Annotated in this window: 19 protein-coding genes and 1 pseudogene; 8 read left to right on the forward strand and 12 right to left on the reverse strand. The window is 56.3% G+C overall.

Annotation, left to right across the window (positions count from 1 at the left end; translation table 11 throughout):
• Window positions 1-19: 19 nt before the first annotated feature.
• Both WC600_13180 and WC600_13185 read right to left on the reverse strand, forming a co-directional pair.
• Window positions 20-307 carry a hypothetical protein gene (locus WC600_13180; protein ID MFA4903682.1) on the reverse strand — a complete coding sequence of 96 codons (288 nt, stop codon included), beginning with the start codon at window positions 305-307 and terminating at the stop codon, window positions 20-22.
• Between the two features lie 45 nt (window positions 308-352).
• The gene (locus WC600_13185) at window positions 353-628 is read right to left on the reverse strand and encodes a hypothetical protein (protein ID MFA4903683.1); all 276 of its coding nucleotides are present in this window, start codon (window positions 626-628) and stop codon (window positions 353-355) included.
• 373 nt (window positions 629-1,001) lie between these two features.
• Here WC600_13185 and WC600_13190 point away from each other — a divergent pair, with 373 nt between their 5' ends.
• Window positions 1,002-2,576 carry a sigma 54-interacting transcriptional regulator gene (locus WC600_13190; GenBank protein MFA4903684.1) on the forward strand — a complete coding sequence of 525 codons (1,575 nt, stop codon included), beginning with the start codon at window positions 1,002-1,004 and terminating at the stop codon, window positions 2,574-2,576.
• Between the two features lie 143 nt (window positions 2,577-2,719).
• Here WC600_13190 and WC600_13195 read toward each other — a convergent pair whose 3' ends face one another.
• The 5 genes and pseudogenes from WC600_13195 to dprA form a co-directional block, all read right to left on the reverse strand.
• Complete coding sequence (locus WC600_13195) at window positions 2,720-3,373, reverse strand: isoprenylcysteine carboxylmethyltransferase family protein (protein MFA4903685.1); 654 nt, start codon at window positions 3,371-3,373, stop codon at window positions 2,720-2,722.
• A 43-nt stretch (window positions 3,374-3,416) separates the two neighbouring features.
• Entirely contained in the window at window positions 3,417-5,120 is a 1,704-nt protein-coding gene (locus tag WC600_13200) for a diphosphate--fructose-6-phosphate 1-phosphotransferase (protein MFA4903686.1), read from the reverse strand.
• A 1,195-nt stretch (window positions 5,121-6,315) separates the two neighbouring features.
• A pseudogene (locus tag WC600_13205) lies at window positions 6,316-7,386 on the reverse strand (amidase family protein).
• Window positions 7,365-7,553, reverse strand: coding sequence for a hypothetical protein (locus WC600_13210; GenBank protein MFA4903687.1), 189 nt, complete (start codon window positions 7,551-7,553; stop codon window positions 7,365-7,367). Before WC600_13210 ends, WC600_13205 begins: the two are co-directional and overlap by 22 nt.
• Window positions 7,554-8,638: 1,085 nt before the next feature.
• Window positions 8,639-9,757 carry a DNA-processing protein DprA gene (gene dprA / locus WC600_13215; GenBank protein ID MFA4903688.1) on the reverse strand — a complete coding sequence of 373 codons (1,119 nt, stop codon included), beginning with the start codon at window positions 9,755-9,757 and terminating at the stop codon, window positions 8,639-8,641.
• Window positions 9,758-9,963: 206 nt separating this feature from the next.
• Here dprA and WC600_13220 point away from each other — a divergent pair, with 206 nt between their 5' ends.
• Entirely contained in the window at window positions 9,964-10,569 is a 606-nt protein-coding gene (locus WC600_13220) for an SH3 domain-containing protein (protein MFA4903689.1), read from the forward strand.
• Window positions 10,570-10,767: 198 nt separating this feature from the next.
• Here WC600_13220 and WC600_13225 read toward each other — a convergent pair whose 3' ends face one another.
• The 5 genes from WC600_13225 to queA form a co-directional block, all read right to left on the reverse strand.
• The gene (locus WC600_13225; protein MFA4903690.1) at window positions 10,768-12,993 is read right to left on the reverse strand and encodes a dynamin family protein; all 2,226 of its coding nucleotides are present in this window, start codon (window positions 12,991-12,993) and stop codon (window positions 10,768-10,770) included.
• A gap of 220 nt (window positions 12,994-13,213) precedes the next feature.
• On the reverse strand, window positions 13,214-13,525 hold the full coding sequence (gene yajC / locus WC600_13230; GenBank protein MFA4903691.1) for a preprotein translocase subunit YajC: 312 nt from the start codon (window positions 13,523-13,525) through the stop codon (window positions 13,214-13,216).
• Window position 13,526: 1 nt separating this feature from the next.
• Window positions 13,527-14,651: a tRNA guanosine(34) transglycosylase Tgt gene (tgt, locus tag WC600_13235; protein ID MFA4903692.1), complete on the reverse strand. Its 1,125-nt coding sequence runs from the start codon at window positions 14,649-14,651 to the stop codon at window positions 13,527-13,529.
• Window positions 14,652-14,797: 146 nt separating this feature from the next.
• Complete coding sequence (locus WC600_13240; protein ID MFA4903693.1) at window positions 14,798-15,310, reverse strand: hypothetical protein; 513 nt, start codon at window positions 15,308-15,310, stop codon at window positions 14,798-14,800.
• A gap of 35 nt (window positions 15,311-15,345) precedes the next feature.
• On the reverse strand, window positions 15,346-16,434 hold the full coding sequence (gene queA / locus WC600_13245) for a tRNA preQ1(34) S-adenosylmethionine ribosyltransferase-isomerase QueA (GenBank protein MFA4903694.1): 1,089 nt from the start codon (window positions 16,432-16,434) through the stop codon (window positions 15,346-15,348).
• 169 nt (window positions 16,435-16,603) lie between these two features.
• Between queA and WC600_13250 the strand changes: the two genes are divergently transcribed.
• From WC600_13250 to WC600_13275, 6 genes are all read left to right on the forward strand, one after another.
• Window positions 16,604-17,272 (forward strand): outer membrane lipoprotein carrier protein LolA, encoded by a 669-nt coding sequence (locus WC600_13250; protein MFA4903695.1) that lies wholly within the window; start codon window positions 16,604-16,606, stop codon window positions 17,270-17,272.
• 74 nt (window positions 17,273-17,346) lie between these two features.
• A complete protein-coding gene (nadA, locus tag WC600_13255; protein MFA4903696.1) occupies window positions 17,347-18,261 on the forward strand; it encodes a quinolinate synthase NadA in 915 nt (304 codons plus the stop codon).
• A 115-nt stretch (window positions 18,262-18,376) separates the two neighbouring features.
• Window positions 18,377-18,649 carry a hypothetical protein gene (locus WC600_13260; GenBank protein MFA4903697.1) on the forward strand — a complete coding sequence of 91 codons (273 nt, stop codon included), beginning with the start codon at window positions 18,377-18,379 and terminating at the stop codon, window positions 18,647-18,649.
• Window positions 18,650-19,021: 372 nt separating this feature from the next.
• Window positions 19,022-21,046, forward strand: coding sequence for an NAD-dependent DNA ligase LigA (gene ligA, locus WC600_13265; GenBank protein ID MFA4903698.1), 2,025 nt, complete (start codon window positions 19,022-19,024; stop codon window positions 21,044-21,046).
• Entirely contained in the window at window positions 21,046-21,327 is a 282-nt protein-coding gene (locus tag WC600_13270) for an acylphosphatase (GenBank protein ID MFA4903699.1), read from the forward strand. The genes ligA and WC600_13270 overlap by 1 nt, the downstream gene beginning before the upstream one ends.
• Before the next feature lie 204 nt (window positions 21,328-21,531).
• Window positions 21,532-21,681: a hypothetical protein gene (locus WC600_13275; GenBank protein ID MFA4903700.1), complete on the forward strand. Its 150-nt coding sequence runs from the start codon at window positions 21,532-21,534 to the stop codon at window positions 21,679-21,681.
• Window positions 21,682-21,683: the final 2 nt, after the last annotated feature.

Genomic DNA, 21,683 nt, shown 5'->3' on the forward strand with positions numbered 1-21,683 from the left:
TCTTTTGACCTATAACTCCTTAATGAAACTTTGATTTCATCTCTTCCCAGGTCTTTTTCATTTCTTCCAGGGTCCTTTCAGAGCCAGCCTTAAGGGCCTCCCAGCTCTCTCCGCTGGCCGCCTTGATTTCACTGAGCTTCTGCTTGGCGGCTTCCACCTGGGGGCGCAGGTGATCGATCTGTTGATACATCTGGATCTTGGCGTCGGCGCTGGCCATATCGGCCTTGGCCTTGTACTCCTGCAGCTTGGCGGTCCATTCTCTGATCTGGGCCTCCATTTTCTCTTGATACGCTTCTTTTAATCCCATATCACACGTCCTCCTTTAGGGTATTTGCCGGCAAAACCGTGCCATTCAGGGTTTGTTCAGGCGAGACCGCATCAACAGGTAGATGGCCAAGCCGCCCAGTCCCTGGCCCGTGGCCAGAGCCCCCAAAAGGATACGGTAGACGCTGCCTACGGGGTTCCATTCGTGGTGAATCCGGGCCATGGCCGTAAACCAGAAGCCATCCCCCGGAGAACCCGTCAGGGTCCACAGAGAAATGAACAGGCCGGTAATGGCCTGGAGGGCCAGGAATCCCACCAGATAGACCCCCACGGTACGGTGAATTTTGCGAAAAGTGGCTTCCAAGATGAACACCTCATCTAAAAGTTAACTCGCCTAAATCCATTTGAAAATAACCGGTAATAGTAAATTAAGAAGTATTCCCGTTACTGCAATATCTTTTGAGAAAAAGATTTGTGGGCCAGGTTCACTCAACCCAGGCTCCCTTCATGGCTTGGCCATCAGCCTCCATCAACCAGCAATTCTCAAATACTACAACAAGATTGTATTTATTTTTAATTCGATTATGACAAAAATGTGATAGTTGGACGGAAAGAATTAACGAGGTCCAAATCCCCTCATCGCCCTGAAGATTAAGAAATCAAGGCCCTTCGTTGATCTCCGGTAGGTCTGCTGCTGCCGATATACGCAGGCATATTTCTTGCTTTAAATTTGGCATATGGAAACTAACCTCACTGAACTGGAATTAAAAGTTCTCTATGAGATTAGTAAGATCATGGGCCAGGCCCTGAATCTCGATCAGGCTATGGAAGCCGTGTTGGCTATTTTGTCCGATTCCCTGGCCATGCAGCGGGGCACCGTCACCCTGAAAGATCCGGAAACCGGCCACCTGCGCATCTGTGCCTCCCATGGCTTAAGCCCCGAAGAAAAGCAGCGCGGCGTCTATCGCCTGGATGAAGGGGTTACTGGACTGATCTTTCGCACCGCCCAGCCTTTCGTGGTTCCCGATGTCAGCAAGGAGCCGTTATTCCTCAATAAAACCAAATCCCGCAAAATCGACAAAGGCAAAATCTCCTTCATCGGGGTGCCTATTATTCTGCATAGCGCCCCCATCGGGGTCTTGAGTGTGGACCGCCTTTATGGGGAGGATATCTCTTTTGAGGAAGACATCCGTTTTCTTTCCATCGTGGCTACACTCATCGTCCAATTTGTCAGCCTCAACCTGCAGGTGCGGGCCCGGGAAGAAAACCTGCGTAACGAAAACCTGTCCCTCCGGGTGGAGCTCTCGGAGAAGTGCCAAAACCTGGTTATCGTAGGCAAGAGTCCGGCCATCCTGGAGGCCCAGAAACTGATTAAAAAAGTGGCTCCGGTCAAGGCTTCGGTTTTGCTGATGGGGGAGTCGGGAACAGGAAAGACCCTGATGGCCCAGGCGATTCACGCCTTGAGCCCCCGGGCCCAGTATCCCTTTCTCAAAATTAATTGCGCCTCGCTGCCGGAAAATCTCTTGGAGGTGGAGTTATTCGGGCTGGAGAAAGGCGCTTCGCCGGCAGCGGTCCGGGCCAAACCCGGACGCCTGGAAGAAGCCGACGGCGGCAGCGTGTTCCTGGATGAAGTGGAGGAGCTGTCACTGCCCCTGCAGGCCAAACTCTTGCGATTTCTCCAGGAACGCGAATTCGAGCGTCTCGGCAGCACGAGAATCAGAAAAGTGGATGTCCGGATCATCGCAGCTACCGCCAAGGAATTGACCGAGCGGATCAATGCCGGTTCCTTCCGGGAAGATCTCTATTACCTACTCAGCATTTTTCCCATTCGAGTACCGCCCCTCAGGGACCGCCGGGAGGACATCCCGCCTCTGTTGGATCACTTCCTGGATAAGGTTTCGGATGAATACGCCCGTCGCTTTTATTTTACGGAGAAGGCCCTGGAGGTCTTATGGAATTACGGCTGGCCCGGGAATGTGCGGGAAATGGAGAACCTGGTAGAACGCCTGTGCATCATGGTAGAGGGTTCGGAAATCGATCTCAAAGACCTGCCGGCCTATTTATCCCCGGCGGGAATCAAAGCCGAGCCTGAGGATCAGGCCTTTCTTTCCCGTCTCAAGGAGATGGAAAAGCGGGAAATCGTGGCCGCCTTGGAGCGCAATCACTGGATTCAATCCCAGGCCGCCATGGATCTAGGCCTGACCTTAAGGCAGATCGGCTACCGCGTCAAACAGTTCGGTCTGGAACGGCTGATCAAGGAGCAACGGGGTCAAGGCCCGGGCGGCAAGCTGAAGGTCTTGAACCACCGCTAATTGTATCTCCCTTCAGGTCTTGATTGGAGAACTTGGCCTGGCCCGCTTACAAAAAAGTAAATCCTATCGCCAGACATCCCTTTCTTACGTTTTTGTCGACCAAATGTTTGAGCTTCGATACCATTGACGCCAAAGAACAGGACCTACCACAAACCAGGTACTAAACGATAAGGCACCTTCTGGGCATAGTCGGTATAGCCCGCCAGTTCCGTCTGTAACATGCGGTCCTCTATCCCCGTGCGCCGGATCAACCCCGCCAAGGCAAAGAGCATCGGCAGTATGGACCACCAGGACCCCAATGCCAGGCCGCTGCACAGCAAAAACAGGATGCCGCCGCTGTATCCGGGGTGGCGCACAAATCGGTAGGGACCCGTGGTGATCACGTATTGACCGCGATCCGCCTGGATGCGTACTGCGGATGAAAAGAAAGGGTTGACCAGCATTGACCACATGCCCAGCCCCATCCCAAAAGCATAGCCGATCAAACCGGCAATCTGCACCGCCAGGGGCATAGGCCCGGACCAGTGCAAGCGCCCCACATCCAGACCGGCGATCCCCCAATGCACGGGCAGGGTAAGATACATTAGGCCCAGGGAAAGCCTGTCGTGCTCGCCGGGACCGGGACGCAGGCGTTCTTTAATCAAGTCCGGGTTGTGTCGGTAGAGCCACAGATAACCCAACGAACTAAAGACCGCCATCACCCCGATATAGGCCCAGAACATGGGCAGATTTAAGCGGCCCGCGGTGGCGAACAAAGCTCCCGCCATCAGTCCGAACCAACCCAAAAATATTGCCACAAGTGCCAAAGCTCGATTCCTTTAAAAAGATCCGCAATCAGTATTACCCCAGGCTGTTCAATTGCAGCGTAATGGGCTTGGTATCCGCGGCCGGACCCTCGAACTGAATGGGGCCGGGGAAGCGGTAATGGTCCTCATCGGCCCACTTCTGGCGTTCTTGCTCAAGGAACTTGAAGGCCGGCGCCGTCAGGTCCACCTTTTGCTTGGCGATCACCAATTCGAGGCGCCCTTTGCGCTCCTCCAGATGCATGAGGGGAGCCAGGGGGATGCCGATGGGCTGCCACGAAGCCACCGGCTTGTGCAAATCCTTGATCGCCGCCATGTACCCCGTCGCACCGTTGGCGAGTAAGCTATACGCCGCGAACCCCAGGTTATAGCCGTAGTCGCAGTCGAACTTGGTGGGGAAGGTGCCCCGGCCGTCATAGCCGTAATAATGATTCTGGGTGCGCAGGGTGCCTTTGTAAATCCCTTTGGCCTTTTGCTTGCGCAGGTAGGTGGCTACCATCTCCAAAAGGATGCGTTCGGTATTTATCAGGGAAAACGGGAAGTTGCCGTGGCTGTCCCGGGGCAGCAGCAGGCCCCTCTGGAGCAGGGACGGAAAGCCCAAAAAGACGCGGCTGTCATAGTCGCGCCAGATGTCACTGTTGTCGATGAGCTGCACCTGTTCTTCATAAGAGAGCTTGTGGAAGGACTCGTCTGCCGTGGCCTCCCGATTGTAGGCCGCGATGATGTAGCTGATCTTGATGATCAAGACGTTGACTTCATGGATGAATTCCAGGATGCCCTCAGGCACCAGGATAGTGCCGTAATTCTTGCCTGCCCGGGCCCGGTCCACGATAACGTCAGCGATAAGGCGCACCACGTTGTGGATGGTAAGTTCCTTTTCTTCGATCTCCTCGCCGATGAGAATCACATTCGGGTGGGTTTGGAAGGCCACTTCCAAGGCGATATGGGAGGCGCTGCGCCCCATCAGGCGGTTGAAATGCCAATACTTCAGATCGGACTTGCAATCGGAGTTGAGATTGCCCACCTCAGTGGCAAAGGCCATACAGGCGGAGTGAAATCCAAAGGGGATCTGGAGCAGCCCCGGCACCTGGAGGTCGCCGTCGATGGTTTTGGGGATGCCGATGACCTGCGTGTTGATGCCCCGGAGGTTTTCCGCAAGAAACGCAGCGTTGGTGTTGGAATCGTCGCCCCCCACCACCACCAGGCCGGACAGCTTCAAGGTGGCGCAGGTTTCCCGGCACTGCTTCATTTTGTCCGGATTATCGATCTTATCCCGGCCGGTGCCCAACATATGAAAGCCGCCGGAGTTCAGATACTCGGAAACCATGCCATCGGTGATTTCCACGTGTTTATCGGTGATGACGCCTTTGGGACCGGCCAGGAAACCGATCACCGTGCTGTCGGGATGGGCCCGCTTGGCCGCATGGTACAACCCCGCGATGACATTGTGGCCTCCCGGGGCCGGACCCCCGGAGAGCACGACCCCGATACGCCGGGGCGTTGCCTGGCGAGGCGGGCCATCCGGAACGACTTCCACCAGCTTATTTTTGCTCACAAAGGGCAACTGTTCCTGGGCCACCTTCAGCACTTCCAGGTCAACGCCGTCCATGGGGCGGGTCTGACCGGTCCCCGCGGCCAGGTTTGGGCACAGGTGGGGTTGGTAGAACCGGCGTCCGGCCTGCAAAGTAGTTTCGTTGCCAAGTAGTGCCTCGATGACGTTCTGCCGGGGTTCACCTGCCATCACCATCCTCCTTTCGAAATCCCTGCACCAGGGTTTGACGATATCCTTTTAAATTCGCCGGTAGCACAGGCTTTCCAGCCTGTGTTCTAGAGGCTAAAACCTGCGCCTCCATAATGTCCAGCTCTTTTGCCAATGAATATATAGCGCTTGCCAAAAGTTTTTTCCTCTAATTCTCCTCTCCCCTTGTGGGAGAGGGTAGGGTGAGGGGTCAATAAGAAAAAACTTTTGAGCCCCTTGCAAAAGTCTCATTAAGGTCGATATCTTATCTGGGCGTTTATAAATTCCTCGGTGGCACAGGCGTCTCGCCTGTGCGAATCGAAGTCCCCCTTTGAAAAAGGGGGATTTAGGGGGATTTATAAATCAGCCAGCGGCATAAATTTATGGCAAACGCTATAATGTCCAGCTCTTTTGGCAATGAGTATAAGTATTGGCTAAAACCGTTCTCATCATACACCAGGAGAAGCCCTGAGAGAAACAATGATCGCGCGGCCCCACGAGTATTATTCGGGATTGACGAAACGTTTTCCGAAAGGTCGGGCAAGGTCTTAGAAACCCAGCCTGCAAGGCCCTACAGAGAATAACCTTATCGTACCCGCCCTTTATACCGGGTTGCAACCAAATGGTTATTTTTGGAAGCAGCAGGCCTTAACCTGCACCTGCACAGGCGAGACGCCTGTGCCACCATTTATAGCGATTGCCAAAAGTTCTTTCCTTATAATTCCCCTCTCCCCTTGTGGAAGAGGGCTTGGGTGAGGGGTGGATATAGCGTTTGCCAAAAATTTTTTTCCGCCCCTCGTTCCCAAGTTGCACTTGGGAACGCCACTTTTCGCCCAAGCTCTGCTTGGGCACCTCCCGTAGGGGCGGACCTGCGTGTCCGCCCTCCATCGGTGCCCATCTCCGGCGACACAGGCTTGCGGCACCAATGCACCTAATACAAAGTGGCTCATAAAGGTAATTTTAAAGAGCAATCGCAAGCTTAACAATCATGAACCGAAAGTGTCTCACTCTCAGGGAATAACCCCTCTGTCCCCTTTTAAAAGGGGGTTTAAAGTCCCCCCTTTGGCAAAAGGGGGAACTATAAGGATTTACTTATAAAGTCCCCCTTTGAAAAAGGGGGATTTAGGGGGATTTGGATTTTCACGCCAAAGCCTGCGGCTACCAAATTACCTGTGTGAACGCATTTCCTTATTAGACATCAGGCCCCGGCGCCGGCCACCTGTCTGGCCACCTCCAGCAAGAAAGCGTCCCGGCCATGGCCGGCCAGAAGCGACAGGCCCACAGGCACACCCCCGACGTTTCCCAGGGGCAGCGTCACCTGGGGCAGACGTCCGATCCCGGCAATGGACGTCAGGGATAGGGTGCGGGGATAGTAGGCAAGTTGCGATTGAGAGCTTCGGGCTTCTTCTCCCAGGGTCCCTTTTTCGGGGGCCAGGGCCGGGGTGGTCGGCAGGCACAGGAGGTCATGGGGCTCCAGGAAGGCGTCGAGGCGGCGGCAGTAGTCCTCCCGGCGGCGGCTGGCGGGTCCGATTTTTCGCCGGTCCAGGCTACGGGCCAGCTCGAAATTATTTTTGGTGCGGGGTCCAAAGGCCGGTTGCACCGCTTCCACCCAGTCCCCCAGGGAACTCCAGATCTCGGCCCACTGAATGGTGCAGAAGGTGTCAAACCAGGCAGTCAGTCCTGAGTCCCGGGGCTCTCCATCGATTTCCCGAAGAGAAGTCTCTTTCACCTTATCTCTAAATAACTCCCGCAATATCCAGAAAGGTTCCGCCAGAGCCTGCCGCACTTCGAGATCGCAGAGTTGCAGGGATTCCCGGAGCACATGGATGGTCCCCAACTGGGCCGGAGCCGCGCTCTGAAATGACAGCAAAGACGCAGCCACTCGCGTCAAAATATTGACGCTGGACGCCAAAATTCCTACCGTGTCAAAGGTGGGGGCAAAGGGCAGCACGCCGGCCACGGAAATCAGGCCGTGGGAGGGGCGCAAGCCGCAAAGCCCGCAATTATTGGCCGGAACCCGCACCGACCCGCCGGTATCGGTGCCCAGAGCGAAATCCGCCAGGCCGCAAGCCACCGCCGAAGCCGAGCCGCTGGAGGAGCCTCCCGGCACCCGGTCCGGCGCCCGGGGGTTCAGGGGTGTGCCGTAGAAAAAATTCTCCCCGTCCAGACTAAAAGCCAATTCATCGCTCACCGTCTTGCCGATACAGGTCGCTCCCCCAGCCAATAACTGGTCCACGCCTACCGCGTTCACCGCGGCGGGGGAGTGGGTTTTGGCCCAGTCCGGATTACCGCCGCCGGTAACGTAACCACCGAGATCAAAAAGGTCCTTACCCCAAAGTTAAGGCCGTCCAAAGGCCCGGAGCCGGTGGGTTCGATCTTTAGGAGTTGGACAAAGGCGCCGGATTCCGCCGCGTTGATCCTTCCCGATATAGGCATGGAAATTCTCCTATAACGCTTGCCAAAGTTTTTTACTACTCACCTCTCACCTAACCGCTCCCTCCTCAGAAAGGAGAGGGGATAAAAGGAAAGTATGACTTGGCTGACCAGGCATTTCAAAACCTGCCTTCGATAAGCATGGTCATCCTGAACGTGGCGAAGAAGCTCATATTTTTAACAAGTTGAGATCGTGCACTTCGTTCAGGATGAAAGATAAAAAAGGTAAAAACGGTGTGTTCATGGCTTAAAAATCACCCTAAACTGCCCTAAAAATCGCCGAAAACGGCCGGGCGCGGGCCGTTTTTGGGGGCAAACCCGGCACATGTGCCGGGACATTGCCAAGGTTCCCTCGCCATATAGCCGGTCTAAACCCGCGTGCAAGTGCGTCCCGGTCGATGCGGTGCCAAGGGTGTGCCGTCCCTGTCCCGAGGTAAATATGCGGCTCATGCAAATCTTAGCCAGTAATATCAAGGGATTATTGGTGAGCCAGTAATCTTGTGCCGGGACACGGCACGGGTGGGACGGCTGGAGCAGGCCCATTTTTCTCAGGTTGGAAGGCTGTGATTCACTTTTATCCCGGCAAGGCATGGAGACAGCATAAACTCTGGACTGCGAGGCATCCAACATTGATGAGGAAGATGACAGGCTTTTCGAGCAGGCATTATTAAAAGTCATTTCAAAACCAATTTTGGGTTCACTTTACAATGACTTGAAAGGAAATAATCTCCCCCCTTTGGAAAAGGGGGGCAGGGGGATTTATATAACGTCTTGAAATCCCCCTAAATCCCCCTTTTTCAAAGGGGGACTTAAACCCAAGCGAGCAAGTTTTTCCTCTCTGAGAAAGAAACCTAATTCTTGAGACAGGTTTTGAAATAGGTTCTAAAAATTAGAGACAGGACTGCTCATCGTCATAACAGAGAAGATAATAATGGCCGTGGAAAAATCCAGTCCCACAGCCGGTGAAGCCGAGGACATGCCTTATGATTGAATCGAAAAAAAATGCTCCTGGGGAGGGGCGCGCCGGGCTGTTTCCTTAAATCTGACCGGGGAGTTTCTTTGCGCTACGGCCTGAGGAAAAAGCTGATTTATGTTCCCAGCACATAACACTTTCCCGGCAACTCCTTCACCAGGCCCTGGAGTTCGAGAAGCGTGAGGCGGGTCAGGATGTCCTTGATGGGGAGGTGGGAGGTATTAACCAATTCCTCTAATTGTTTCGGCTCCGAGCCCAGCAGCTTCAACACAGGGTCCTCCGGAAAAGTTCGGGGAGGGGCCGCGGCTTCCGCCACCCGACTTACGGGGGCAGTTGGAGCAAACAGGGGGCCGGGAGCCTTTTTCAAGCCGGGCAGTTCCTGGAGGATATCCTCCACATCCTGGACCAGCTTGGCGCCTTCCTGGATAAGGCGGTGCGGCCCCAGGCTGGTGGGGGAGTCGATGGGCCCGGGGACCGCAAAGATTTCCCGGTTCTGGTCCAGGGCGCAGCGCACCGTGATGGCGGTGCCACTGGTCACTCCGGCCTCGATCACCACCACCCCCAGGGCCAGGCCGCTGATGATGCGGTTGCGGATCGGGAAATTCTTGGCGTCCGGCGGCGTGCCCAAGGGAAACTCACTCACCAAAGCCCCATGCTCCGGGATCTCTTGATAGAGCTTGCGGTTTTCCGGCGGGTAGACGACATCCAGGCCGCAGCCCAGCACCGCGAGGGTCCGGCCGTTCATTTCCAGAGCCCCTTGGTGGGCTGCGGTGTCGATGCCCCGAGCCAGGCCGCTCACCACCGTCACACCCCGGGCTGCCAGGGCTCCCGCCAGGCGCCGGCAAGCCTTGAGCCCGTAATAGGAAGCGCCCCGAGTCCCCACTATGGCCACCGCCTGCCCATCTTCCGCGGTCAGCGTCCCCTTGATAAAGAGATAGAGCGGCGGATACGTGATCTCCTTAAGCCGCACGGGAAAGCGGGGGTCTTCCTGGGTGACCATCTCGACCCCGGCAGACTTCAGGCGCACCAACTGCCCTTCCAATTTATCCCAATCCCTAAACCCGCGGATGGCCTGAGCAATGGCCGGACTGATCCCTTTCAGAGCCACCATATCTTGAATCCGGGCCTGAAAGACCGCAGCCGGACTGCCGAAGCGCTGGATCAGACGCTGCGCCAGCACCAGCCCTACTCCCGGGATGCTCTTCAGGCCCAGCCAGGGAAGTTTATCGGTCATTTGGCCTCACCACCTGGTTCCGGTTCTAATCGATTTGCCGATGGAGCACAAGGAAAAAGCCATCCGGCGCCTAGCTTCTTTGAAATTAGCTTTATGAGCCCAACTCAGTATTAACCCTCAAGGGGTAGCGGCGATTGACATTTTGGCCAAGGTCCTTATTTTAACTTCAGAATAGCGCAAAACCGCAAGGGCACAAGAGGAGGATTATGATGCTCCGGAAATTAATGGTTCCGGTATTGTTGAGTCTGCTCATTTTATTGTTGGCCAGCCACTTGGTTCAGGCTTATTCGGCCTATTTCTACGTCATCCCCACCAGTGCGCCATTACGGGAATGCGCCGGCCAAGAGTGCGATGTGCTCCTCACGGCTTATAAGGGCGATAAGGTTGAGATCCTGGAACGGACGAGCACGGGCTGGTCCAGGGTGCGCCTGGTGGACCGGACCGGAATAGGGTGGATACCCAGTGACCTGCTCAGTTACAGTCCTGATTTGCAAGCCAAGCCCACACCTCTTTCCTATGTCAATACCAGCAGTCTGCCCCTGAGGCAACAACCCACCCCTAGCGCCAATGTCCTCACTACGCTGCATTTCAATGACCAGGTGGAAATGTTGGGAGTTAGTGCAAGCGGCTGGGCCCAGGTGCGGGACCTGCAAAGCAGCACGGTCGGTTGGGTACCGCCCCGTTATCTGTCCTCGGTGACTTCGAGTACTCCCAAGTCGCCCCGACGCCACCGGGCTCCAGCCCGCAAAAAGGCGCCTCCGAAGGAAGAAAAAGCCCCAACCGAAACTGCCGAACCACCCAGCGCCATGTGAGTTTTGGTCAACCCTGAGCTAACAGCGCCTCTCCCATGGGGGGCGCGTGCAGGGCAATACCGAGTTGGGTTCAAAGGGCAAATTTTGATGGGCGTAGGCTCTGGCCCACGCTTGCACAGGCGAGAAGCCCGTGCCACCATTTGCACGCGAACTGGAATAAAAAACTATTTAATCGGGATTTGATCGGCAGTTGCGCCTCTATTTCGGGCTGGTTTTTTCCGATAGCCGCGCCTCGATGCGGTGGGCCAGGGGAATTAATTCGGACAGGCGCTGGCGACGGGCCGCCCGCTCTTCTTCCGCCAGGTGCATGGTTTCCGCCGCGGCCTTAAGGCTGCCCAAGAGCGATCCCAGAGTATCATCCAGGCTGGCTTCCTGAAGCCGTAGCCACTGATCCACAAGAGGGAAGAAGTACTGAAATTTCAGGCCCTCCCGGTAATTGAGGAGCTGCACCCGCACTTCCTCGGCGAGCCATTCCTTCAGGGCCGCCAGGGCCCGCTCCAGGTCCCGGAGCAGTTGCCGGCGCGGGTCGGTCTCTCCCTTTAACCCCAGGCGGCGCTTGAGGTTATCCCAAGTCCGGCCCAAAAACCCCATGCCGGAGCGCAGCCACACTTCCCGGGCAAACCGCCAATCGGGAACCACTTCCAGGTTCAGCAGAGGCACTTCCAGACCCGGGGGCCGGGGGATGGCCGTCGCTTCCAGGGCCGGGGCCGCAGCCGGCAGCCCCAGTTCGGCAATCTCCCGATAATAGAGAGCCAAGGCTTCCTGGAGGGCCAAAAACAGGGGCTGCCACGAGTGCATCAACTCCTGGCGCAGCCACTCTTCTTGCTCCCGAATGAATTCCACCAGCGCGATGTTGACTTCACCGGTGATATGGTGGGCCAACGCCTTGGCAAAGTCTTGAAAGAGCTGATAAAGGACGGTGCGGAAGACCGGTGTGCCGGACGGCGAGGCGATCTGGTCCCAATCGGGCTTAAAATTTCGGATGAATTCGTCCAGGTCTTTCCCCACCTGGCCGGAATGCCGATCCATCAGGCTGTCCACCCGGGAGCGCAGGGCCTTCTTCAACCGGTTACCGGCGCCCTCCATGGTCTGGCTTAAGGTGGCCATGGTGGCCGTAAGCGGCTGACGCCGGGCCTCCAGACGGGTTTCCAACTCCTTAATGGCGTCCATGCCCCGAGTCATAAGATCCTGGGTGAGTTCCAACTGCTCCCTTAAGCCCCTGGCCACCATCTTCACCTGAGCCAGACTACCCCCGGCCAACCGCCGGGTCCGCAAATCCGACAGGGCGGTTTTCAGATCTTGGTCGAATCGGACCGCCTCTCCATCTGAGAACGCGGTGGAGTCCGGGTCCGTGGCCCAAACCTTTAATACCGCAGCTTCCCGGGGATCAAGGGTTTCACCCCGGGCCTGCCGGCGATCCAGGAGGAGTTTCAGGGCGGAAAAGGCATAGACCCGGGGGTCCGGCTGCCAAGAGGACAACTCTTGTACGACCCGGTCCCGGATCTTCACCACCTCTCCGGAGGAGGTGTGCTCTCCCAAATCCAGGTTAAGCAGGGCCAGGATATGGGGAATCAGCCCCATTCTTTTCAGCTCGGCCAGAAACTGAAAGTCCGCCTGGCGCAGCCCCACCCGGGAGCTCACCACATAAAGGACCAGATCGCTCTTGATGAGATAGGCCAAGACCTGGGCCAGATGCTGGGGGAACGGCGAGTCGCTCCCCTGGCAGTCGCCCAGTTCCACCCCGTGCGCCGGCCACGGGAAGGGTATGGTGAGGAGCACGTCTTTAAGGTACACCGCGGTGGCCTCCCGGGTGACCAGCTCCCGGTGGCGGGCCAGGTCCGGGCCGGTCAGAGGCAGCACGCCGGTTGCGGGCATGAGGTCTTTGAGGAGATCGTAGCCTTCCAGATAGGATTTCAACAGCAGATAGTTCTGGTCCAGGCTGCCCCCGGTCCAGAGTTCGGCTTCCTGGGCCTCGGCCAGGACCTGGGCCAGGAGTTCGCGATCCAAAGCCTCCTGCAGATTCAGGGGCTCAGCCCGCTCCACCAGGCGGGGATTGGGCAGAAGCCCCAGGGCCCGGCGGATTTCACCGTTGATTTCGTCCCACGCCTTGAATTGGAGCACTGCGCCCGCCTCCGGCCCGGGCTGGACCCGGGTGATCATGGCGGTGAGGATGCCGGCGCCCCGCTTTAAGAGGTCCTGCCCCAACAGGCTGTTGATCATGGTGCTCTTGCCGGACTTCACCGCCCCTACCACCGCCAGACGGCAGGTGTCCTCCGCGGCGTGGGCCTTCACCTGGGACAGCACTTTTTGCCAGTGCTGGCCCTGGGCCGCGGCCTGGGGGAAGAGACTGATCCACTCTTGGGCCATATCCTCGAGGCGGCCGATCTCTTCCATGAAGGCCTGATGGGACTGGGGCTCCGTCATGTCTCAAGTTCCTGGACGATTTATCCCTATTGCCAAAAGTTCATTCTTAAAGGTTGGTTTTTAAATCCCCCTAAATCTCCCTTTTCTAAAGGGGGACTTTCAAAGGATTTCCGCTAGTTCCCCCCTTTGGCAAAGGGGGGTTAGGGGGGATTTAGTTCTTGGACCATGTGCCAAAAAGAAAAAACTTTGGCGAAAACTACTGGCAAGCCGCCTCAGCGACTCAGCTACCACCCTTCTTAGGTGCGAACCCGGCGATATAGGGACGGCCCAACTCAATGCGCACCCTGTCGGCGATTTCCACATTGACAATCTGGTCGTCGATATTGATGATTGTGCCGATCATGCCACCACTGGTAATGATGCGATCGCCCTTTTTCAGGTTGTCCAAGAGCGCCTTGTGTTCTTTGGCCTTTTTCTGTTGTGGCCGGATCAGAAGAAAATAGAAGATCACGACCATAAAGATCATGGGCACCACAAAACTCCACATCGGGCTGGCCTCGGGGGCTGCTGCCGCACCCTGGGCATATGCCATATTAACCACCTGTACTACCTCCCTCGTTGCGATTTTGATAGAAATCTTGACGAAACGCGGCAAACCGCCCGTCGGCGATGGCTTGCCGCATGGTAACCATCAAATTTAAATAGTAATACAAATTATGCAAAGTTAAAAGGCGATAAGCCAGAATTTCTCTCGCCACATACAGATGCCGCAGATAGGCCCGGGAATAATGCCGGCAGGTGTAGCAGCCGCAGGCCGCATCCAGCGGCCCGGGATCATTGCCGTGTACCGCGTTTTTTATCACCACCTTGCCCGCGGTGGTAAAGGCCATGCCGTTGCGCGCGTTTCTCGTGGGCAGCACGCAGTCGAACATATCCACCCCTCGGGCCACGCCCTCCACCAGGTCTTCCGGGGTCCCCACCCCCATGAGATACCGGGGTTTGTCTTCCGGCAGCATAGGTGTGGTTGCTTCCAGCATCTCCATCATGAGTTCCTTGGGCTCGCCCACGCTCAAGCCGCCGATGGCATAGCCGTCAAAGCCCATGGCCGCCATGGCCTGGGCCTGATCCCGGCGCAACTCCGCATTCATACCTCCCTGGATCACGGGAAACAGCGCCGCGTCGGGGCGCGTGCGGGCCTCTTTACACCGCGCCGCCCACCTCAGGGTCAGGTCTGCGGCCGCTCTTACCTCCGCCTCCGGGGCCGGATAGCCCGGGCACTCATCCAGGCAGATCATGATATCCACCCCCAGCGCCTCTTGGAGGCCCACCACGCGCTCCGGGGTCAAGAAATGGCTGGAGCCGTCCAGGTGCGACCGGAAGGTCACCCCCTCCTCGCTCATGGTGCGGAACGGCGCCAGGCTAAAGATCTGGAAACCGCCAGAGTCGGTGAGGATGGGGCCGTCCCAATGCATGAAGCGGTGCAACCCTCCAAGGTTTTGGATAGATTCAACTCCGGGCCTCAGATAGAGATGATAGGTGTTGCTCAGGATAATGGCTGCGCCGATCTCCCTGAGGTCTTCCGGCGTCAGGGTCTTCACCGTGGCATAGGTCCCCACCGGCATGAACACCGGCGTATCGATCTTGCCCCGGGACGTGGCGATCTCCCCCAACCGCGGTCCTGCCGGACCGGCGGATTTTATGAGACGAAATTCAAACATTTTAAGTATTCCAGCGAAGTGGCAAGAGGGAAAGGGCCTTTGTTCTTCCTAAGTTAATCGCCAACCTCTTTCAATTTTATTGAAGTCCCAAAAGGCGGACCTCAGCCCAAGCTTTGGAGTTTACTATCGTCAGAATCGCTTTGAATCTATCTTATATTCTTCCTTATTACCTTTGGGTTTCCTTCGCTATCTTTAAAATAATAAAGTAACGAAAATGGGTGTCTTTTAACACCCTGACCCAATGAGGGTAACTCTCCATATTCTGCTTTAAGAGCAGATTCTGTTAATATTTTCTTAGAGAAGTCAAACAAGACAAGTACAGAGTCACCCGAATATTTGGCAAGCTTAGCGATTTCATCTTCATTATCACATCTTTTAAGCTTCGTGCTACGGCAATCTGGTGTTCTAACTGCAAACTCGACAGCAACGTCACCAACCAAAAAATCGAATCTTCCTTTGCCAGTATAGCTATATGGATTAGAAGTTGCTACCTCAGGTTCAAAATCGTTGGCGAAATATCCTAAGAGATAAAATCTTATACAAGGTAATAAATATTTTTCGATATAATAATTAAACCATTGCTGCTTAGAGAATCGCTCATTAAGAATGCTTGAGTATAACAAGAAGAAGGTTTTTTTTATTTGGTTAATAGTAACCATTTATTTCTGAGTTCCTTTATTGATTTTTTTATAATTTATAAAATCAACATACAATCGCCATAACTATAAAACCGGTAACGCTCCTTAACCGCTTCCTCGTAGGCCTGCACAATCAGGTTCCGGCCCGCGAAGGCGCTCACCAGGAGGAGCAGGGTGGACTTGGGCAGATGGAAGTTGGTCAGCATCCGGTCCACGGCCTTAAACCGATACCCCGGGTAAATAAACAGGTCGCACCAGCCCTGCTGCGCCTGAAAGCCTGAGGGCGTTGCGCAGTATTCCAGCACTCGGACGCTTGTGGTGCCTACCGCCACCAGGCGTTTCCCCTGGGAGCGCGCCGCGTTGAGACGCGCGGCCGCAGCCTCGGATAATTCGAAGTATTCCGGCAGCATCTGGTGCCGGGTATAGTCGTCCACCCGCACCGGCATGAACGTCCCCGGTCCCACGTGCAGAGTGAGGCGCACGATCTCGATGCCCCTCTGGCCCAGTTCCTGCAAAACCGTGTCGGTGAAGTGCAGCCCCGCGGTGGGGCAGGCCACGGCCCCGGCTTGGGCTGCAAAGACCGTTTGGTAGGTAGCGCGGTCCGAGAGTTCCGCCAGACGATTGATATAGGGCGGCAGGGGAACCGCTCCCGCCTCCAGCACCGCGGCCACCGCGTCGCCACTGGCGCAGGTGAAGCGCACCTCAACGACCCCCGGCTGCGGCAGAGCCAGAACCATTGCGGTCAGGTCAGCTCCGAAGTTCAGAGCCTGCCCAACCCGAAGGCTTCCCCGGTGCGTGGCCCGGGCCCGGGCTGCCTGGGGGACTTGGCCGTTGCCTTCGGCTTCCGGCAAGTGGTGGAGCAGCAACTCCACTTTGCCGCCGCTATCTTTATGGCCGTTAAGGCGCGCCGGAAAGACCCGGGTGTCGTTGACCACCAGGACGTCGCGATCGTCCAGCCATTGGGGCAGATCCCGAAAGCGCCTGTGACCGATTTCGCCCCCGTCTCGCTTTAGCACCATGAGGCGCGAGGCATCCCTTTTCTCCAAAGGGTATTGAGCCACTAACTCCGGCGGCAAAATGTATTCGTAATCTTCAATCAAGGGCATGGCGACGAGACTCGTCGTGTAATTTATTGTGGGTTGCACACAGCGCACCTATCGTAAGGTCGGGTTTAAAACCCGCCCCTACAGGAAGGTGTTCGCACCTTACGTCACCCTGAGCAGGAAGCCACCGGGAATAGAGTATAATTGACGCCGGAATCCGCATTTGATAAGTTTAACCCAGTCATTTTTTCGTGCAAGGACGACACCTATCGTGACTCGCAAATTCTTGACCACCATGGCGCTGATAGTCTGCCTCTGGCCCCTGCAGGCCGCCGCGGCAGTTTCCCCGGAAGCAGTGATAGCCCGGGTTCAGACCCTTTATGACAAAGCCGGCGGCTTTCAGGCCCGCTTTCTTCAGGATTCCCGTATTAAGGCAACCGGCGCCTCGGACTCCGCGGCAGGGTGGATGTATTTTATGAAACCCTCCCGCATGCGCTGGCAGTATGAGACCCCCCCGGAACAGAAAAAAGAAATCGTCTCCGACGGCCGGCTGGTGTGGATGTATATGCCCCAAGACGGCGTAGTCATGGTCTATAAGTTGGAGAAAGTGCTGCGTTCGGACCTGGTTATGCGGTTTTTTTCGGGAATAGGCCTGGTCCAAAAGGATTTTAATATTTCCTGGCAGCGCCCGCCCCAGGAGGGCGCCAGCTATGTTATCGACCTGTTTCCCAAAAAGGACCAGCCGGAGCTCAAGCGCCTCACCTTAACCATCAACCCCGACACCTATTTGGTGGAGAAGCTGGATTTTACCAACGCCTTAGGGGAGGAGAGCCGCTTCACCTTTACCCAGGTGAAGTTAGAGGTTCCCCTGGCCCCCACGTTCTTTACCTTTACACCGCCCCCGGGCGTCCAGGTGATCCGGGAAACTCCGGGCTCCTGATATGCGGTCCGGGTGGTTAAAAAGCTCTGAAGTATCCTAAAACTGTCTGAAGTATAGACTTCAAAAAACAAACCATGGAATTTACCCAGCAACAACAAGAAGTGCGGCATTGGTTGGAACGGCGCCGGGGAATTCTCCTGGCCCACAACTATCAGCCGGGAGAAATTCAGGATGTGGCCGATTTTTTGGGTGACTCCCTGGCCTTATCCATGACCGCGGCCAAAACCCCGGCCGAAGTCATTGTGTTTTGCGGGGTCCATTTCATGGCGGAAACCGCGGCCATCCTCTGTCCGGACAAAACCGTCCTCCTGCCCCGGGAAGACGTGGGCTGTTACATGGCCGCCACCATCACCGCGGAGCAACTCCGGACCCGGAAAGCCGAACTCCCCGGAGTGCCGGTGGTCACCTATGTCAATTCCACCGCGGCGGTCAAGGCCGAAAGCGACATCTGCTGCACCTCCGCCAACGTCGTCCAGGTTGTCAATTCTTTGACACCCTCCCGGGTTTTGATGGTCCCGGACCGCAACCTGGCCCTCTACACCGCCCGGCATACCAAAAAAGAAATACTCTATTGGGAGGGCTGCTGCAACGTGCACGACGGCCTGGGCGCCGCTGAAGTCCTGGCTTGCCAGGCCGCCCACCCCAAGGCCGTGTTCATCGCCCATCCCGAGTGCCGTCCCGAAGTTTTGGATCTGGCCCAAGAGATTCGCAGCACCAGCGGCATGCTTCAGTACGCGCGCCAGTCCAACGTCAAAGAATTCATCATCGGCACGGAAATGGGCATCCTCCATACCTTGCGCAAAGAAAATCCCGACAAACTTTTTTATTCCCCTTCCCCCCACTTGATCTGCCCGGATATGAAGCGCATCACTCTTCAAGACGTCATTGCCGCCCTGAAAGACAACCGCCACCAGATCACGGTGCCGGAGGAGACCAGGCGGCGGGCCCTCCAAGCGGTAGAGCGCATGTTGGCTGTTCCCCGTGATTAATGCGCCTTCTGATGCGGTGCGGTCAGGCAACTTAGTCCTCCATTCTTTTAAAGTGTTGGCCCGGTTCTTGCTGCTCCATTCAGTAAAGTATCGAATGGAAAGCTGAGAATTCACCATGTCTAAAAAAAATTCAGGGCCACGTCCTAACTATGATAACCTGGGCCATTTTTTGCACGATTTGGCCCAACCCCTGGCAACGGTAACCGGTCTGGTCGATCTTCTGCTCCTGGAAATGAATGAACAAGATAAGTTGTTCCAGGAAGTCCAGTTGATTAGTGACCAACTGGAGAAAATCATGTCAATACTTGGCGACATTCGCCAGATCGCCCGGGAGGCCGCCGAGCGTGAAGCAGAATCCCAGAAATCGCGCCGGTCTCCGTTGTCCTGATCTCCGGCCGCAAACGCCAGGCGCGGTCTGAAAGCCTCGCGTCGGTTTTCTATTCTCAGCAAGATCCTTTCCCAATCTTCCGCTCTCTTTCACATCGCAAGATACGAACTTCGGTCCGGCAGCCTTTCCCTTGCCAATCTCACCAAAAGCCCCTATCATGATGACAAAGCACGCCGGAAGTTATAGTGCTTGCCAAAAGTTCTTTCCTTATTATTCCCCTCTCCCCTTGCGGGAGAGGGCAAGGGTGAGGGGTAAATAAATTGGCAATGAATATAGGTCTGGATTCTTCCGGCTTTCCTATAAACCGGATTCCTGACTGCAAATAACTCGGGGCAGGCCCTCTAAGGCCTCATCCCCTGACCTATTCTCGCCATGGCACAGAAGGATGCTCCCCCTGAAGTTGTCTCCCGGGTGTATGAACTCCGGGACCGGATCAACTACCACAACTACCGCTACTATACGCTGGATGATCCGGTGGTCTCCGATGCCGAGTTCGATCGTCTTCTGGCCGAACTCATCCGGCTGGAGGAAACTTACGGCCTGGCCACGCCGGATTCCCCCACCCAGCGAGTCGGGGCTCAACCCCTGGACAAGTTTGAGACTGTCAACCACCGGCAGCCCATGCTGTCGCTGGAAAACGCCTTCAGCGAGACCGAGGTCCAGGAGTTCGACGAACGGCTGAAGCGGTTCTTGAAGACCGCGGACGAGTTTGACTATGTCCTGGAGCCCAAGATGGACGGCTGCGCCGTGGAGTTGGTCTATGAATACGGCCGCTTTACCATCGGCTCCACCCGGGGCGACGGCTACCGTGGCGAAAACGTCACCCAGAACCTCAAAACCATCCACACCATCCCCCTGGGGCTGTTGACCGAGGCGGAGGCGGTCCCGGAATTGCTGGAGGTCCGGGGCGAAGTCTACATGGACCTTCCAGAGTTCAAACAACTCAACGAAGAGCGCCTGGCCAAGGGCGATCCCGCCTTTGCCAATCCCCGCAACGCCGCCGCCGGTTCCCTGCGCCAGTTGGACCCCAAGATCACCTCAAGCCGGCCCCTGAAGATTTACTGTTACGGGATCGGGGAAGTGCGGGGACGCAGCTTCGCAAGCCAGTGGGAAATTCTCCAGACCCTGAAAGCCTGGGGCCTTAGAGTCAACCCCCTGATTGAGCGAGGCCGGGGAATCATTGCTGCCACCGCCTATCATCAGAAACTGGAGCACCAACGCCACGGCCTGCCCTATGAAATCGACGGCATGGTTATCAAGGTTGACTCTCTCGCCTTGCAGGAGCGACTGGGCACCAAGACCCGCAGTCCCCGCTGGGCCCTGGCTTTTAAATTTGCCGCCACCCAGGCCACTACCAAAGTTTTGGACATCGCGGTGAATGTGGGCCGCACCGGCGCAGTGACTCCCATGGCGGTGATGGAGCCCGTGGAGGTGGGCGGCGTTACCGTGAGCCGGGCTACCCTGCACAACGAAGACGAAGTGGCGAGGAAAGACGTCCGGCTCGGGGATACGGTCCTGGTCCAGCGGGCCGGGGACGTCATCCCGGAAGTGGTGAAAGTCATTATGGAAGCGCGTCCGCCCGACGCCCAACCCTTTAAGATGCCCACCCATTGCCCGGTGTGCGGCACCGAATTGGTGCGGCCTGAGGGCGAGAAGGTCACCCGCTGCCCCAACCCCGATTGCTTCGCGTCCCGGACCCGGGGGATTCAGCACTTTGCCGGGAAAAGCGCCATGGACATCGACGGCCTGGGAGAGAAGATCGTCCTGAAACTGGTGGAGGTCGGCCTGGTCAAGGATGTGAGCGACCTCTACCGGTTGACCGAAGGCGACCTCATTCCCTTGGAGCGCTTTGCGGAAAAATCGGCCCAGAATATCATCATGGCCATTCAGGCTAGCAAAAGACCGGCACTGTGGCGCCTGATCAACGCCCTGGGCATCCGCTACGTCGGCGAGGCCACGGCCCAGCTTTTGGCTCAGCACTTCCACAGCCTCGACGAATTGATGCAGGCCGACCTGGAGGAACTGCTGCATGTAGGGGGGGTGGGCAAACAGGTGGCTGCCAGTATCCGGGAATTTTTCGATGCTGCGCAAAATCAGGCACTGATCAAAAGACTCCAGGTAGCCGGAGTGATGGGATTGCCCCCAGGACCTGCCGCGGCCTCGCCCCTGGGCGGCAAGACCTTTGTCTTTACCGGGGGGCTGCCGCATTTCTCCCGGGACGAGGCCAAAGCCCAGGTGTTGGCCCGGGGCGGCAAGGTAACCTCGTCGGTGTCCGCCAAGACCGATTATGTGGTGGCAGGGATGGACCCCGGCAGCAAGTTGGCCAAGGCCCGGGAACTGGGGGTGACTATTCTGGATGAGGCGGCCTTTGAAGAATTACTCAAAAGGAGTGGCTGATGGCAGATAAGGCACGCGTCCACGTGTTGATCGAGGGTCGGGTCCAGGGGGTCTTCTTCCGGGCCTCCACCCGGGACGAGGCCCGGGCGCGGGGGCTCACCGGCTGGGCCCGGAACCTCCCGGACGGCCGGGTGGAAGCCTTATTCGAAGGCGACAAGCGGGTCGTTTCAGACATGCTCACCTGGTGCCATAAAGGCCCCCCTTATGCCTACGTGGACCGCGTCGAGGTTGAGTGGCAGCCCTATCAGGGAGACCTGACGGATTTTCGGATTGTGTATTGAAGGAAATCTCTGATACGGATTCTTGGGGAGAATGATTTTAAGGAGCTAATTAATTTGGCGAATTAGAATAAGCTTTTATGACAGGAAAATCGGATCCCCAAACTGGCAGCCTTAATGGGGCGCTGAACTTCATATTTGACAACCAGTTGCCACCTATACTATCCTATTAAAAATTTTAATAAATTACAATTTTAGAATTCTATTATGAAACTCGAAGAGCCAGCCAAGCAACAAAATGTTGCCGAAAAAGAACTCAGACGTCTGCAACATTTTGGCATGAAAAAAGTCAAAGAGCTTGGCTTAAAAGAAGAGGACGTACAGCGCTTAATTGATGAGTATCGATCCGAGGCATAATC

The organism is Desulfobaccales bacterium (assembly GCA_041648175.1).
In the GTDB taxonomy this organism is placed as follows: domain Bacteria; phylum Desulfobacterota; class Desulfobaccia; order Desulfobaccales; family 0-14-0-80-60-11; genus 0-14-0-80-60-11.